Below are 14085 nucleotides of genomic sequence, written 5' to 3'. Positions count from 1 at the left end.
AGCCTATGGCCTAGATTGGCCTTATGCGAGTCGATATCGTCACGAGGGAGTTCCCGCCCCACGTCTACGGGGGCGCGGGCGTGCACGTGGCCGAGCTGAGCCGGAATCTCGCCGCGCGAATGGACGTGCGCGTGCGCTGTTTCGGTCCCGCCGACGACTACGCCGATGAACCGCTCGCCACCGGCTACCCGGAGCCCGCCGGCCTGGCCGCGGGCAATGGCGCTCTGCGCACTCTCGGCACGGATCTTGCCATGGTGGAGGACATCGGCGGTGCCGATCTGGTGCACTCGCACACCTGGTACGCCAATATGGCCGGGCACTGGGCGCATCTCTACCACGACATCCCGCACGTGCTCTCCGCGCATTCGCTGGAGCCGCTGCGGCCGTGGAAGGCCGAGCAGCTCGGCGGCGGTTACGCGCTGTCCTCCTGGGCTGAGCGCACCGCCTATGAGGGAGCCGCCGCCGTGATCGCGGTCTCCCACGGCATGCGGCGCGACATCCTCCGCTGCTACCCGTTCCTGGACCCCGAGCGGGTCCAGGTGATCCACAACGGGATCGACGCCTCGCTGTGGCGGCCCGATCCGCAGACCGCCGCGCTGGGGGAGCACGGCATCGACCCGGGGAAGCGGAGCATCGTGTTCGTCGGCCGGATCACCCGGCAGAAGGGACTGCCGTACCTGCTGCGGGCCATCCGGCACGTGGACCCGGAGGTGCAGGTGGTGCTGTGCGCCGGCGCCCCCGACACGCCTGAGATCGCGGCCGAGGTGTCCGGTCTGGTCGCCGAGCTGCAGGGCCGCCGGCCGGGCGTGTTCTGGATCGAGCGGATGCTCCCGCGCGATGAGCTGGTCCAGATCCTCAGCCACGCCACCGCCTTCGTGTGCCCCAGCGTGTACGAGCCCCTGGGGATCGTGAACCTGGAGGCCATGGCCTGCGGAGCTCCCGTGGTGGGGACCGCCACCGGGGGGATCCCCGAGGTCGTCGCCGACGGCGAGACCGGCCTGCTCGTCCCGATCGAGCAGGCGCAGGACGGCACCGGCACGCCGGTGGACGGCGAGGCGTTCGTGCGGGACCTGGCCGCCCGGCTGAACGAGATCGTCGCCGATCCGGACCGGGCCGCGCGGATGGGCCAGGCGGGCATGGCGCGGGCGCGGTCGGAGTTCTCCTGGGAGCGAATCGCGGCACGCACGCAGGAGCTGTACGAACGCGTGCTCCACACCGGCTGAACTCCCGCGGCGGCGCCGGCGGGACCGGGGTTACAGCTTCACGGCGTCACAGCTTCAGCAGGGCGTTCTCCACGACCTCCGGCAGAGCCGGATGGATCCAGTACTGCTCCCGCACGAAGCGCCTGGGATCGAGATCCAGCGCGATCACGCCGATGAGCGGTTGCAGCAGGCTGGCCGCGTCGGGACCGAGGATATGCGCGCCCAGCAGCCGGGAGCCGTCCGCCGTCGCCACCAGTTTCACGAAGCCGCGCTTCTCCTCCAGCGCCCAGCCGTAGGCGACGTCCGCGTAGTCGTGCCGGGCGATGAGGACGTCGCGGTGCTCCGCGCGGGCGTCCTCCTCGGTCAGTCCGACCGAAGCGATCTGCGGGCTGCTGAACACCGCTGAGGGCACGGCCCTGTGGTTGACCGCGGTGAGCGGCTCGCGGCCGCGCTCCGCCTGAAGGTTCGCCGTCACCACACGCGCTTCGTGGTTGGCGACATGCTTGAGCTGGAACGGCGAGCAGATGTCCCCCAGGGCGTACACCCCCTGCTGCGGCTCGCCGCCGGCCAGGACCCGCTGATACTCGTCCACCGCGAGGCGCCCATCCAGGTGCAGGTCGTAGCCGGCCGCGGCGAGGCCGAGCTGATCGGTGTTCGGCGTGCGCCCGGCCGCGAGCAGCAGCAGGTCCGTGGCGAGCACGCCACCGTCGCTGAGCTCCAGCTCCAACGCCGGCGCTGAGGCGGCGCCCGGCTCGCGCTCGGTGACCTTCGTGGCGGTGGTGCCGAAGCGCACGTCCCAGTGCTCCTGCACCGCCTCGCCGAGTGTCCGGCGGATCTCGGCGTCGTGCCCGCGCAGCAGTGTCTCGGAGCGGACCAGGACCGTCACCTCCGAGCCCAGGCCCTGAAGGACGTGCGCCATCTCCATGGCGACATAGCCGCCGCCGACGATGGTGGCGTGCCCCGGGACCTCCGCGCGCCGCATCAGCGTCTCGGAGGTGCACACGGCGGAGTCAGGCGCGTCCACCCGCGCGGGGTCCAGGCCGGGAATGGCGGGAACCACCGGGCGTGCTCCGGCGGCGATGACGATCCGATCCGCGGTCCACTCCGCGCCGCTGTCCGTGACCAGGCGCCGCGGACCGGTGAACCGCACCGTCTCCGTCACGGCCTGAAGCTGCGGCGACTGGCTCTGCCGGTATTCGCGTCCGCCGGCCTCGATCCGGTCGATGCGGTCGAAGACGCGGTCCCGGATACCCGGCCAGTCGGTCCTCTCCACACGCAGCTCGACCCCCAGCCGGGCGGCATCGGCGGGGGAGAGGGCCGCCTCGGCTGCCTTGACCAGCATCTTCGAGGGGATGCACCCGGCGTTGAGGCAGGTGCCGCCGAACAGGCCGCGCTCGAACAGCACGGTACGACCCTGCAGGTCCTCGCCGGGGACGGTGTTGCCGGAGCCGGCACCGATGATGGCCAGATCAGCGTGCTGTGCGGTGCTCATGGCCCCCAGTCTAGGGGCGCTCGCGGACACGACGAAGGCCCGCGGGCAGATGCCTGCGGGCCTTCGCCGCCGTAGGCTCGCTCACAGCCTCACGGTGAGCTCACTGTGGTCGCTTAAGACCTCAGATGCCGTAGTACAGCTCGTACTCGGTCGGGGTCGGACGGAGCTTGGCGACCTCGATCTCGTTCTCGCGCTTGTAGGCGATCCAGGCCTGGATCAGGTCCTCGGTGAAGACATCGCCCTGGGTGAGGAACTCGTGATCGGCTTCGAGCGCGTTCAGCGCCTCGTCCAGGCTGTCCGGGACGGTCGCGATGCCCTCGAGCTCCTCCGGCGGCAGCTCGTAGAGGTCCTTGTCCACCGGCGCCGGCGGCTCGATCCGGTTCTTGATGCCGTCCAGGCCCGCCATCAGCTGCGCCGAGAACGCCAGGTACGGGTTGCCCGAGGGGTCCGGCACCCGGAACTCCAGGCGCTTGGCCTTCGGATTGGAGCCGGTCACCGGGATGCGGATCGCCGCGGAGCGGTTCCGCGCCGAGTACACCAGGTTGACCGGGGCCTCGTAGCCCTTGACCAGGCGGCGGTAGGAGTTGATGGTCGGGTTGGTGAAGGCCAGCACCGAACCGGCGTGCTTGATCAGGCCGCCGATGTACCAGCGCGCCAGATCGGACAGGCTGCCGTAGCCGTTCTCGTCGAAGAACAGCGGCTTGCCGTCCTTCCACAGCGACTGGTGGCAGTGCATGCCGGAGCCGTTGTCGCCGAAGATCGGCTTGGGCATGAAGGTCGCGGAGTAGCCGTTGTGCCAGGCCACGTTCTTCACCACGTACTTGAAGGCGAGCAGCTCATCGCCGGCCTTCTGCAGGGTGTTGAACTTGTAGTTGATCTCCTGCTGGCCCGCGCCGCCGACCTCGTGGTGCGCGCGCTCGACGTTGATGCCGACGGCACCCAGGGTCGTGGTGATCTCGTCTCGCACATCGGCGAAGTGATCCTGCGGCGGCACCGGGAAGTAGCCGCCCTTGTAGGGGGTCTTGTAGCCGAGGTTGCCGCCCTCCTCCTGACGGGAGGTGTTCCAGGTACCCTCCTCGGAGTCCACGGCGAAGAAGCTCGAGTACGGCTCGTTCTGGAAGCGGACGTCGTTGAACAGGTAGAACTCGGCCTCGGCGCCGAAGAACGCGGTGTCGGCGATGCCGGTGCTCTTCAGGTAGGCCTCCGCCTTCGCGGCCACCTGGCGCGGATCGCGGCTGTAGGCCTCGTCGGTGAAGGGATCGACGATGGAGTGGTTGACCACGAGGGTCTTCTGCGCGCGGAACGGGTCGATGAACGCCGAGGAGACATCGGCGAGCAGCTTCATATCGGACTCGTTGATCGCCTTGAAGCCGCGGATGGACGAGCCGTCGAAGAGCAGTCCCTCCTTGATCTCGTCGAGACCGTAGGAGCTCGACGGCACATTGAAGTGCTGGACGACGCCCGGCAGATCGGTGAAACGGACATCGACGAACGCGACGTCCTCCTTCTCCAGATATTCGACGAGCTCTTCGGCTGTGTTGAACAAGGTCACTCCTCGCGTGCAGGTGATTAGCGGACCGTCCAGGCCGCATCGGGCTACCGCCATCCTAGGTTCCGCGGGTTTCCCGCCCGTGACGCTTATGTTTCCGGCATGTTACGCGCGGCTGGATGGGCAGGGCTCGATGCGTAGCCGGCGATAGAATGGAGCGCATGATCTCCAGAGACGATCTCGGCTCGTGGCTCGAGGGGCCCAAGCCCGGTCCGCAGGCACAGGACTACCCCGGACAGCGGCTCGGCCGGCCCGAGAACGGGCCGGGATCGATCGCGGGCCTGGGCCGCCGGATCGTGGCGCTGCTGATCGACTGGGCTGCCAGCTCGCTCATCGCCGCCTGGCTGCTGCCGCAGAACATCTGGGGCCCGCTGCTCATCTTCGCCGTGGTGAATCTGCTCCTGGTGGGCACGACCGGCGGTACGCCCGGCCACCGGCTGCTGGGAATGCGCGTGGTCCGGCTGGACGGCAACTGGGCCGGCCCGCTGCGGGCTGCGCTGCGCACCGTCCTGCTGTGCCTGGTCCTGCCGGCCGTCGTATGGGATGCGGACCGGCGCGGCGGCCACGATATGGCCGCCGGCACCGTCCTGGTGCGGACTCGCTGAGCCCTGAGGCGAGGCCTCAGCGGCCGCGCATGGCCTTCCGGTCGATGCGGGCCTTCATCGGATCGACGCCCTTGGGGATCGGCAGCTGGCTGCGCTGCAGCGCGGCCAGGCGCTTGCGCACCACGAGCACCTCGGCCTTCTTCAGCGCCGGCTTGATCCGGTTGACTTCCTTGGGGATCCGCTTGAGCGGCACCTGGCCCTCGCCGTTGCCACCCTGGATCGTATGCACCGGCACGGTGGGCAGCACCCGCGAGACCCGCTTGGCCTCCTTGGCCAGGAGCTTGGCGGCGCGGTGCGGCGGCGCCTCGCTGACCAGGACCACGCCACCGCGGCCCGTGGCGCGGAAGATCAGGTCCTGCGTGCGCGGGTCGATCGCGACCGGTTCGTCCTCCATCAGCCAGGTACGGCGGGCCGAGTTCAACGCGGCGCCCACGGCACCGGGCTGACCCTCGATCTGCTCGAAAGCCGCGGCCTGGGCGAAGCGCCCCAGCAGGATCATCGCCAGCAGGACGCCCAGCAGCAGACCGGAGATGCCGGTCAGGATCGGGTGGCCCCAGACAAAGCCGATTCCCACGCCGGCGGCCGTGGCCAGGACGAGCACGAGCAGCATCCACCACGCCGAGGCGGGGTTCTGCCGCCTCGTCATCTGGAAGACCTGCCACATCTGCTTGAAGCGGTTCGGCTTCTTCGCCGTCTTCTCCTTCTTAGGCTTCCGGGAGAAGAGACGTCGCTTCTGTTCTGGCTCTGGCGTCTGGGTGCTCGACATTGTCCTTGGTTCTTTACGGTGGGTCGCGTGCCGGACGCACGCGAAAGTCGCCCTCCCCAGTGTAGTACGGCACGCAGGAGGGCAGTGTCCCTCACGCCGCGGCCGGTGCGCGGCGGCTCCCGGCGGTGTCCGCCGCCGTGGAGGTGCTCTCAGCCGCGCAGCAGCGAGGCGACCACGGAGGAGGCCTCCTGGCGCGCGGGCGCGTCCTTGTCCAGATGCGCCAGGTGCTCCGGGATCTGCTCGCCGCGCTTCTTCATGGCCTTGGCCCAGAGCTGACCGGCCCGGTAGGACGAACGCACGAGCGGGCCGGACATGACGCCCAGGAACCCGATCCGCTCGGCTTCCTCACTCAGGCTCACGAACTCCTCGGGCTTGACCCAGCGCTCAACCGGATGATGGCGCGGGCTGGGCCGGAGGTACTGGGTGATGGTGATGATGTCGGTGCCGGCGTCGTGCAGCTGCTGCATCGCCTCCACCACCTCATCAGTGGTCTCGCCCATGCCCAGGATGAGGTTGGACTTGGTGACGAGACCGGCGTCGCGGGCCTTCGTGAGCACCTCCAGGGACCGCTCGTACCGGAAGGCGGGGCGGATGCGGCGGAAGATCCGCGGCACGGTCTCCACATTGTGCGCCAGCACCTCCGGGCGGGAGGAGAAGACCTCCGCCAGCTGCTCATCGTCGGAGTTGAAGTCCGGGATCAGCAGTTCCACGCCGGTGCCCTGGCCCAGCCCGTGGATCTGCCGGACCGTCTCGGCGTAGAGCCAGGCCCCGCCATCGGCGAGGTCATCCCGGGCGACTCCCGTGACGGTGGAGTAGCGCAGGCCCATCTGGGCGACGGACTCGGCGACCCGCCGCGGCTCGTCGGCGTCGAAGTCCGCCGGTTTGCCGGTGTCGATCTGGCAGAAGTCGCAGCGGCGCGTGCACTGGGAACCGCCGATCAGGAACGTCGCCTCGCGGTCCTCCCAGCACTCGAAGATGTTCGGGCAGCCGGCTTCCTCGCAGACCGTGTTCAGCCCGCCGCGGCGTACCCGGTTCTTGATGTCGATGTACTCCGGGCCGATCTTGGTCTTCGCCTTGATCCAGTCCGGCTTCTCCTCGATCGGCACCTGCGCGTTGCGGGCCTCGACCCTGAGCAGACGCCGGCCTTCGGGCGCTACCGCCATGGACTCCTCCTCGATTGGTTCCTCATGCCGTGACGTGCTTCCTGAGCGCGGCTTCCACCGGCGCTGCGAGCGCGGCGGGGGTCACCGTGCGTCCGAGCTCCGCGGAGATCGTGGTGACCCCGGCGTCGGCGATGCCGCAGGGGACGATCCGCTCATAGGGGCCCAGTTCGTTGCTGCAGTTGAGGGCGAACCCGTGCATCGTGACGCCCTCGTGGACGCGGATGCCGATGGCGCCGACCTTGCGCGCCGGCGCGGCGCCTTCTCCGGCCAGCCACACACCGGAACGTCCTTCGATCCGGCCGGACTCGATGCCGAGGTCCGCCAGGACCTCGATCAGCGCGGCCTCGAGCTGATGCACGTAGAGCCTGACGTCCTTGGGATCTGCGAGCCGCCGGATGGGATAGCCGACCAGCTGGCCGGGACCATGCCAGGTGATCTTGCCGCCGCGATCGACGTCGATCACGGGGGTGCCGTCGCCCTCGGCCGGCCGCTCATGGGGTTCGGTCCGCTTGCCCGCCGTATAGACGGCGGCGTGCTCCAGCAGCAGGAGCGTGTCGGGACGCGTGCCGGCGCTGACGGCGTCGAAGACACGGCGCTGATGTTCGAGGCCTTCGAGGTAGTCCACCAGGTGCGGGTCGAGGCCAAGCACGGTCGTCTCGAACGTCATGGCCCCACCCTACTCCCGATGTCGCGGCTCCCGGCCACCGGATGACATGCGCGTCATCGTACCCTCCGGTTATCCACAGCCGTCGTCGGGCTCTGGCCGCCGCTTTCCGGGCCGCTCTAGGGTGGGGCCACACGGGAGGAGAGGGTCATGGACGACAGAGGGACGCCGGTACTGGAGCGCTGGATCGACGACGATCTCGCCATCGTCCGCGTGCCCGGGGTGATGGCCGGGGCCGCCGATGCCGCCGGGCCCGATCCCGGGCGGCTGCACTGGGCGGTGCGGTCCCGGTCGTTCTCCTGGCGACGCTGGGCGCAGGTTCCCCACTGCGCGGTTCCGGCGCGGCACCGCGGCGGGATCCCGGACGTCGTCGTGCTGGAGGAGTGCGGAGCCGGCCGGCTGGAGGAGTTCCTGGCGGCACGTGGCACCGTACGGGCCGGGGAGGCCGTGACCGTGCTGACGGCGCTGCTGCGTGCGATCTGCGCCGCTCCCGCGCCGTCTGCCGGAGGCACCCGGCTGAGCGCACGTACGGCCGCCATCCGCGCCACCGGGGAGCCGGTGCTGCTGCCGGGCACGAGCGTCCCCGGCGCGGGAACGGTGGGACGGGACTGCCTGGCACTGCTCTACCGCATGCTCACCGGCCGGGACTGGATGCGCACCGCCGTGCCGCTCGGGGAACTGCGTCCCGGCACCAGTCCGCAGCTGCTGGAGCTGGTGGCGGCTCTCGACGCGGAAGCGCTCACCGCGGAGGATATCCTCTCCCGCTTGGGCGTGCTGGGCCCAGCGGAGCCGCTGGTCCTCCTCCCGGCGGTCCCGGGCACCGAGCGAGCGGCGGAGATGACGGCGCAGATCGTTCCCGGCTCGGTGCTGGCACAGCTGCGCCGGCGCCTCGGGCCGGAGAGCCCGGATGATCCGGATGACGCGGCCGAACCGGGTAGTTCGAGCGGAGACGGTGATTCCCGCAGGCCCGGGCGAGTCCGCCGTCGCCACGGGCGAGGCGCTTCGCGCTCTCGGTGGATGATCGCGGCCGGGGCCGTGCTCCTGATCCTGGGCGCCGGAACGGCCGCGGCAGGAGTCTTCCGGCCGGGCGCCGATGCGGTGGAGGCGACCCCGGAGTGCGAGCCCGGTGCAGCTGCCGGCGATCCGCTGTGCGCTCTGCAGGACCTGACCGCGCTCCGGGAGACCATGGTCCACGAGGGCCGGCCTGAGCTCCTGGACCGGATCACGGTACCGGGTTCGCCGGCATACCGGCAGGACGCGAGGCTGCTGTCGCGGTTCGCCGATCTGGAGCTGATCAGCGCGCCGGAGATCTCCGTGGAGGATCTTCGTCTCGCTCCCGCGGGCACCGGGGACGCCGCCGCGCAGCCAGCGAGCGGCCTTCAGCCTGAGCACCGCACCGCGGTGGTCTGCGCCCGGGCCCGGACAGGGGAGTACCGCTACCGGCAGGACGGCCTCACCGGCAGTCAGCGCGCCGCGGACGAGGAACTGGCATTCCACCTCGTACACACGCAGAAGGAGGGCTGGCGGGTGGAGCGGATCGGATCCGCCTGCCCCGCCGGCCCTCCTTCTTAGAGTGCCGTGCGTATGGTGCGCCTCACAGGTCGAGGTCGGCCTCGAACTGTGCCCCTTCGAGCCGCTTCTTCAGGGTGGACAGGAAGCGGCCGGCATCGGCGCCGTCCACCAGGCGGTGGTCGTAGGTGAGCGGCAGGTAGACCATGTCGCGGATGGCGATGGCCTCCTCGCCCTCCGGGGTCTTCACCACGACGGGCCGGCGGACGATGCTGCCGGTGCCCAGGATCGCCACCTGCGGCTGGTTGATGATCGGCGTGTCGAACAGCGCGCCGAAGCTGCCGATGTTGGTGATCGTGAAGGTGCCGCCGGAGAGCTCGTCGATGCCGATCTTGTTGTTGCGGGTGCGGGTGGCGACGTCGTCGATCCGCTTGGCCAGCTCGGCGATGCTCATGCCGGCGGTGTTATGGATCACCGGGACCAGCAGGCCACGCGGGGTGTCCACCGCGACGGCAAGGTGCTCCGCGTCGTGGTAGGTGATCTCCTGCGTCTCCGCGTTGTAGGAGGCGTTCACGGCCGGATGCTGCTGCAGCGCCTCGGAGACGGCCTTGGCGAAGAACGGCAGATAGGTGAGCTTCACACCGTGCTTGGCCTGGAAGGCCTCCTTGTGCTTGGCGCGCAGCTTCACGATCCCGCTCATGTCGATCTCCGGGACCTGCGTCAGCTGGGCGGAGACGTCGAGCGACTCCTTCATCCGCTTGGCGATGGTCTGCCGGATGCGCGAGGCCTTCTGGGTGGTGCCGCGGAGCTTCTGGGCCTCCTCCGGGATCTCGAAGGTGTACGGCTCCGAGGGCGCCGGCGAGGAGGTCGCGGCAGGCGTGCCGCCCTGGGCCGGGCGGCTTTCCTTGGCGGCGAGCACGTCCTGCTTGCGGATGCGCCCGCCCACGCCGGTGCCGGTGACGGTGGACAGGTCCACGCCCTCCTGCTTGGCGAGCTTGCGCACCAGCGGCGTCACATAGGCCGAAGGCGACTGCGTGCTGACGGCGTCGGCGGCGGCGCGGGAGCGCTGCTGGCTCTCGTCCTGCGCCGGCGCGCTGTCCTGAGTCGCCTCGGCCTGCTCCGCGTCGTCGTCCTGCTCGGGCTCTCCGGTCTGCTCCGCCTCATCCTCTTCCGGCTCAGCCGGCTCCTTGGCCGGAGCGCCGGTCGGCGGTTCTTCGGCGGGGGAGAGGCCCTCGGCGGGTTCGGCCGCGGAGGCTTCGGTGGCCTCGGCCGCACCGGAGTCCTCGGCCGGGGCACCGGAGCCGACGACGGCGATCGCGCCGCCGACCTCGACGGTGTCGTCCTCGTCGGCGAGCTTCTTCAGCAGGGTGCCGGCGACCGGGGAGGGGATCTCGGTGTCGACCTTGTCGGTGGAGACCTCCAGCAGGGGTTCGTCCACCTCGACGTCGTCACCGACGTCTTTGAGCCAGCGGGTCACGGTGCCCTCGGTGACGCTCTCGCCCAGGGCCGGCATGGTGATCTCGGTGCCCTCGCCGGTGCCGCTCTCACCCTGCGTGTCCGCGGTGGGCTTCTCCGGCTGCTGCTCGGCCTGCTCCTCGGCAGGCGCTTCGGCCTCTTCCGGCTGCTGCTCGGCAGCGGCCTCGTTCTCGTCCTCGGCGGGAGCCTCGTCATCGGCGGCGGAGGCATCGCCGGAATCGTCACCGTCGTCCTCCCCGGCCTCGCCGACGAGGGCCAGGTCACCGCCGACCTCGACGACGTCGTCCTCGTCGGCCAGCTTCTTCAGCAGGGTGCCGGCGACCGGGGAGGGGATCTCGGTGTCGACCTTGTCGGTGGAGACCTCCAGCAGGGGTTCGTCCACCTCCACCGTGTCGCCGACGTCCTTGAGCCAGCGGGTCACGGTGCCCTCGGTGACGCTCTCACCCAGGGCTGGCATCTGCACGGCGTTAGACATGATGAAAGCCTTTCGGTCCTTAGGAGTGGAAGTGCAGCGGCTTGCCGGACAGGGCGAGGTGGGCTTCGCCCAGTGCCTCGTTCTGCGTCGGATGGGCGTGGATGAGCTGGGCGACCTCCTCGGGGTAGGCCTCCCAGTTCACGATCAGCTGGGCCTCACCGGCCTGCTCGCTGATCCGCGCGCCGATGGCGTGCACGCCCAGCACCGGGCCGTCCTTCTTGCGGACCAGCTTCACGAAGCCCTGCGTCGCCAGGATGACGCTCTTGCCGTTGCCGCCCAGGTTGTAGTCGACCGTCTCGACTGCGTCCTCGCCGTGCTCCTCCTTGGCCTGCTTCTCGGTCAGGCCGACGGAGATGATCTCCGGGTTGCAGTAGGTGACCCGCGGGATGCCGGACTCCACGATGGGAGCCGGGTTCAGGCCCGCGATCTCCTCGGCCACGAAGATGCCCTGGCCGAAACCGCGGTGAGCCAGCTGCAGGCCCGGGACGATGTCGCCCACGGCGTAGATGTTGCCCACGCCGGTGTGCAGCCGGTCGTTGGTGATGACGAAGCCGCGGTCCAGCGTGATGCCCTGCTCCTCGTAGCCCAGGCCCTCGGTCACCGGACCGCGGCCGACGGCCACGAGCAGGTACTCCGCCTCGAAGGTCTTGCCGTCCTCGAGGGAGACTTTCACGCCGTCGTCGTCCTGCTCCACGCCGGAGAACCGCACGCCGGTGCTGAAGCCGATCTTCCGGCGCCGGAACTGCCGCTCCAGCGCCTTGGAGATGGCGGCGTCCTCGTTCGGCACCAGGCTCGGCAGTGCCTCGACGATGGTCACCTCGACCCCGAAGGAGGCCCAGACGCTGGCGAATTCGACGCCGATGACGCCGCCGCCCAGGATGACCACGCTCTTGGGGAGGTGGTCCAGGCCGAGGGCGTGCTCGGAGGTGATCACGCGGCCGCCGATCTCCAGGCCGGGCAGGGTGCGGGAGTAGGAACCGGTCGCCAGCACGAGCGCGTCGCCGGTCACGCGCCGGGTGCCGTCCTCGGTCTCCACCTCGACGGCGTCCTTGCCGGCGAGCTTGCCGGTTCCCGCGATGAACTCCACGCCGCGGGCCTTGACCAGGCCCTGCAGGCCCTTGTAGTTGCGCTGGATCACCTGGTCCTTGAACTCGTTGACCGCGCCGATGTCGATGCCCTCGAAGGTCGCCTTCACACCCACATGGGCGGCGGATCTGGTGTCATCGGCCACCTCGGCCGCATGCAGGAGCGTCTTGGTGGGGATGCAGCCGCGGTGCAGGCAGGTGCCGCCCAGCTTGTCCTTCTCGATCAGCGCCACGGACTTGCCGAGCTCGCTGGCCCGCAGTGCCGCGGCGTATCCGCCGCTGCCGCCGCCAAGGACGACGAGGTCGTAGTGATTGTCTCCAGAACTCACAGATCGCTCCTTGCGTTGATCCGATTCTCCCGCCGCGTCCCAGGGAAGTCCGGGGACAGCCGGCCGTGTACTTCACTTGTGCCTATCTTTGCACCTTTACGGCAATCTTTAAGCATGCGGGGCGCCGGGAACCGCGAGATCAGCGTCACGCCAGATGCTCGGCGACCGCCACCAGCGTGCGCACCGCGACACCGGTGCCCTTGGGCACGGTGTACCCCCACGCGGACTCGCCGTTGTAGGCCGGTCCGGCGATGTCGATGTGCGCCCAGTCGATCCGGGCGTCGTCGTCGTTGGTCTGCTTGCCGTCCTTGTCGCCGACGAACTGCTGCAGGAAGACCCCGGCGGAGAGCATCCCGGCCGGGCGCTTGCCCACATTCGCCAGATCCGCGGCCTGGGACTTCAGCGTCGGCAGCAGCTCCTCCGGCAGCGGCATGGGCCACACCTGCTCACCGGCCCGCTCGGCGGCGGCCACGACCGCCTCCCGGGCGGCATCGGCGCCCATCACGGCGCTGACGCGGTTGCCCAGGGCGATCACCTGAGCGCCGGTCAGGGTGGCGACGTCGAGGAGCAGATCGGGCTTGTCCTCGGAGGCGAGGGCGAGGGCGTCGGCCATGACCAGGCGGCCCTCGGCGTCGGTGTTGAGCACCTCGACCGTGCGCCCGCCGTAGATCGAGATGATGTCGGAGGGCCGCTGCGCCGCACCGGAGGGCATGTTCTCCGCCAGGGCGAGCCAGGCGGTGGCCTTGACCGGCAGTCCGAGGTCCGCGATGGCGAAGACCGCCTGGACAGCTGCCGCGGCACCGGCCATATCCGATTTCATGTCCTCCATGCCGGCCGCGGGCTTGAGCGAGATGCCGCCGGAATCGAAGGTGATGCCCTTGCCGACGATCGCCAGGTGCTTGGCGCGGCGGGCCCCGCCGCTGTACTCCACCTTGACCAGCCGGGGCGGCCGGGCGGAGCCCTGGCCGACGCCGATGAGGCCGCCGAAACCGTTCTTGCGCAGGTAGGCGTCGTCGTAGACGGTGACCTTCACCTTGTGGTCGCTGCCCTGCGCCTTGACCTCCTGGGCGAAGAGCTCGGGGTAGAGGTGGTTCGGGGACTCGTTCACCAGGTCGCGGGCGCGGTTGACCGCGGCGGCCACCGAGGCGGCCCTGGCGAGGGCCTTCTTGTTCTCGCTGCTCCGCTTGGCGGCGAGGATCTCGACCCGCTCGGCGGGAACGGCGGGGGAGGAGAGCTCGGAGGCCTTGTGCCGGGTGAAGGCGTAAGCGCCGAGCCAGGCGCCCTCGGCGAGGGCGGTGAGCGCCGCCGGGGTGGGCGCCGGGAGCCCCAGCACGACGTGCGCGCCGCCGTTCTTCCCGTTCAGGCCCCGCAGCACGCGCCCGGCGGCACGGCGCAGGCTCTCCAGCGCGCGGTGCGGCTCCTGGCCGGTGAGATCCGCCGGATCCAGGGAGCCGACGCCGACGAGGGCCAGTGAGGGCGCTTTGAGCCCGTCCACCGCCGGAATGCGGGCGAACTCCTCGGCGCCTCCCGTGAAGCCGACCGCCTCGGCGGCCGCCAGGATCCGCGACTCCGCCTTCTTCGGCAGCGTGCCTGTCCCGGTGCCGTGCACCACGAGCGCGGAGGCGTCCTTGCCTCCGCGACCGGCAGTGCCGACGGCCAGGACGAGCACACCCCCGGACACCTGGCCGGGGGTCTGAGTGGAGAGGTCGATGCTGGGGGAGTGGGAGGACATATGCGAAGCCGCCTTTCTCGTCACGGGATGCGAAAGCG

The 14085-nt window shown here is 70.2% G+C and carries 11 protein-coding genes; 3 read left to right on the top strand and 8 right to left on the bottom strand.

What is annotated here, in order from left to right:
• Nucleotides 1-23: 23 nt before the first annotated feature.
• The gene (gene glgA / locus IEW13_RS13720; RefSeq protein ID WP_188551494.1) at nt 24-1223 is read left to right on the top strand and encodes a glycogen synthase; all 1200 of its coding nucleotides are present in this window, start codon (nt 24-26) and stop codon (nt 1221-1223) included.
• 46 nt (nt 1224-1269) lie between these two features.
• Here glgA and IEW13_RS13715 read toward each other — a convergent pair whose 3' ends face one another.
• Both IEW13_RS13715 and glnA read right to left on the bottom strand, forming a co-directional pair.
• Complete coding sequence (locus IEW13_RS13715) at nt 1270-2694, bottom strand: mycothione reductase (RefSeq protein WP_188551493.1); 1425 nt, start codon at nt 2692-2694, stop codon at nt 1270-1272.
• Between the two features lie 121 nt (nt 2695-2815).
• Nucleotides 2816-4240 (bottom strand): type I glutamate--ammonia ligase, encoded by a 1425-nt coding sequence (glnA, locus tag IEW13_RS13710; protein ID WP_229745172.1) that lies wholly within the window; start codon nt 4238-4240, stop codon nt 2816-2818.
• 164 nt (nt 4241-4404) lie between these two features.
• Here glnA and IEW13_RS13705 point away from each other — a divergent pair, with 164 nt between their 5' ends.
• Nucleotides 4405-4848 carry an RDD family protein gene (locus IEW13_RS13705; RefSeq protein WP_188551491.1) on the top strand — a complete coding sequence of 148 codons (444 nt, stop codon included), beginning with the start codon at nt 4405-4407 and terminating at the stop codon, nt 4846-4848.
• A 16-nt stretch (nt 4849-4864) separates the two neighbouring features.
• Here the strand turns inward: IEW13_RS13705 and IEW13_RS13700 are convergent, their stop codons facing one another.
• The 3 genes from IEW13_RS13700 to lipB form a co-directional block, all read right to left on the bottom strand.
• Nucleotides 4865-5614 (bottom strand): DUF4191 domain-containing protein, encoded by a 750-nt coding sequence (locus tag IEW13_RS13700; RefSeq protein ID WP_188551490.1) that lies wholly within the window; start codon nt 5612-5614, stop codon nt 4865-4867.
• Nucleotides 5615-5763: 149 nt separating this feature from the next.
• Nucleotides 5764-6777: a lipoyl synthase gene (gene lipA / locus IEW13_RS13695; RefSeq protein WP_188551489.1), complete on the bottom strand. Its 1014-nt coding sequence runs from the start codon at nt 6775-6777 to the stop codon at nt 5764-5766.
• Nucleotides 6778-6799: 22 nt separating this feature from the next.
• Nucleotides 6800-7444 (bottom strand): lipoyl(octanoyl) transferase LipB, encoded by a 645-nt coding sequence (gene lipB, locus IEW13_RS13690; RefSeq protein ID WP_188551488.1) that lies wholly within the window; start codon nt 7442-7444, stop codon nt 6800-6802.
• A 147-nt stretch (nt 7445-7591) separates the two neighbouring features.
• Between lipB and IEW13_RS13685 the strand changes: the two genes are divergently transcribed.
• Complete coding sequence (locus tag IEW13_RS13685; protein WP_188551487.1) at nt 7592-9013, top strand: hypothetical protein; 1422 nt, start codon at nt 7592-7594, stop codon at nt 9011-9013.
• Between the two features lie 22 nt (nt 9014-9035).
• Here the strand turns inward: IEW13_RS13685 and sucB are convergent, their stop codons facing one another.
• From sucB to IEW13_RS13670, 3 genes are all read right to left on the bottom strand, one after another.
• Nucleotides 9036-10901 (bottom strand): 2-oxoglutarate dehydrogenase, E2 component, dihydrolipoamide succinyltransferase, encoded by a 1866-nt coding sequence (sucB, locus tag IEW13_RS13680; RefSeq protein WP_188551486.1) that lies wholly within the window; start codon nt 10899-10901, stop codon nt 9036-9038.
• Between the two features lie 19 nt (nt 10902-10920).
• Nucleotides 10921-12315 carry a dihydrolipoyl dehydrogenase gene (gene lpdA, locus IEW13_RS13675; RefSeq protein WP_188551485.1) on the bottom strand — a complete coding sequence of 465 codons (1395 nt, stop codon included), beginning with the start codon at nt 12313-12315 and terminating at the stop codon, nt 10921-10923.
• Between the two features lie 145 nt (nt 12316-12460).
• Entirely contained in the window at nt 12461-14047 is a 1587-nt protein-coding gene (locus IEW13_RS13670; RefSeq protein ID WP_188551484.1) for a leucyl aminopeptidase, read from the bottom strand.
• Nucleotides 14048-14085 lie beyond the last annotated feature (38 nt).

It is taken from the genome of Sediminivirga luteola, assembly GCF_014639315.1.
Lineage (GTDB): Bacteria > Actinomycetota > Actinomycetes > Actinomycetales > Brevibacteriaceae > Sediminivirga > Sediminivirga luteola.
The sequence above is the reverse complement of the archived record's forward strand: the minus strand, read 5'-3'. Positions and strand labels throughout refer to the sequence as shown.

Excerpts from the sequence above, each read along its gene's own strand:
- sucB (WP_188551486.1), bottom strand. The coding sequence starts at position 10,901 with ATGTCTAACGCCGTGCAGATGCCAGCCCTGGGTGAGAGCGTCACCGAG.
- lipB (WP_188551488.1), bottom strand. The coding sequence starts at position 7,444 with ATGACGTTCGAGACGACCGTGCTTGGCCTCGACCCGCACCTGGTGGAC.
- IEW13_RS13700 (WP_188551490.1), bottom strand. The coding sequence starts at position 5,614 with ATGTCGAGCACCCAGACGCCAGAGCCAGAACAGAAGCGACGTCTCTTC.
- IEW13_RS13715 (WP_188551493.1), bottom strand. The coding sequence starts at position 2,694 with ATGAGCACCGCACAGCACGCTGATCTGGCCATCATCGGTGCCGGCTCC.
- IEW13_RS13685 (WP_188551487.1), top strand. The coding sequence starts at position 7,592 with ATGGACGACAGAGGGACGCCGGTACTGGAGCGCTGGATCGACGACGAT.
- IEW13_RS13670 (WP_188551484.1), bottom strand. The coding sequence starts at position 14,047 with ATGTCCTCCCACTCCCCCAGCATCGACCTCTCCACTCAGACCCCCGGC.
- lipA (WP_188551489.1), bottom strand. The coding sequence starts at position 6,777 with ATGGCGGTAGCGCCCGAAGGCCGGCGTCTGCTCAGGGTCGAGGCCCGC.
- glgA (WP_188551494.1), top strand. The coding sequence starts at position 24 with ATGCGAGTCGATATCGTCACGAGGGAGTTCCCGCCCCACGTCTACGGG.
- IEW13_RS13705 (WP_188551491.1), top strand. The coding sequence starts at position 4,405 with ATGATCTCCAGAGACGATCTCGGCTCGTGGCTCGAGGGGCCCAAGCCC.